The 729-nt window shown below is 34.8% G+C and carries 1 pseudogene; it reads right to left on the reverse strand.

The window, feature by feature from the left end:
• Window positions 1–39: 39 nt before the first annotated feature.
• Window positions 40–729, reverse strand: a pseudogene (locus DIZ30_RS11240) (IS256-like element ISEf1 family transposase); the annotation flags it as partial.

A 729-nucleotide genomic window follows, 5' to 3' on the forward strand; every position in this document is an offset into this window, starting at 1 on the left:
ATTTTGTGTAAATAAATTGTCCTCCTGCAAAATAATTAGTTACTCAGTAAACATTGAAACTAATGTATCGGTTACCTGTTGAAAACCTTTATGGCTTCTGTTTAGAAATTTTTGATTGTATGTATCAAAAATGCTGACTAGAAAGCGTTCTAGTGATTCTTCATTTTGAAACTGCTCTTTTCTACGGCTGTATCTTTTAATTTGCTTATTGAAAGACTCGATTAGATTGGTTGAGTAAATGGTTCTACGAATGCTAGGTGGAAAATCATAAAAAGTTAATAAGTCTTGGTTTTCTATGAGTGACTGCGTCACTTTAGGATAGTTTTTCTTCCATTTCTCAATCATGCCGGATAAGAAGGTATTCGCTTCTTCTTTTGAGTTAGCTTGATAAACAGCCTTAAAGTCATCACAGATTTCTTTTCGGTCTTTGACACGTACTTTATGAGCGATATTACGAGATACATGGATACAACAATGCTGATATTTTGCTTTAGGATAAATTTGATGGATAGTATCTTTCATGCCTTTTAAGCCGTCCGTAATAAAAAGCAAGACTTCTTGAACTCCTCTGGAGTTAATATCCTGTAGCAGCTCATTCCAAACGTATGTTGATTCAGTTGGAGCAATCGCATAACTCAGTACTTCTTTAGTGCCGTCTTCTCGTATACCAATGGCAATATAAATCGCTTCTTTGGATACAGTTTGACGTTTTAGTGGAATGTAAGTAGC

Origin of the sequence: Enterococcus sp. H57 (assembly GCF_003112495.1) — a bacterium.
GTDB lineage: Bacteria > Bacillota > Bacilli > Lactobacillales > Enterococcaceae > Enterococcus_B > Enterococcus_B faecium.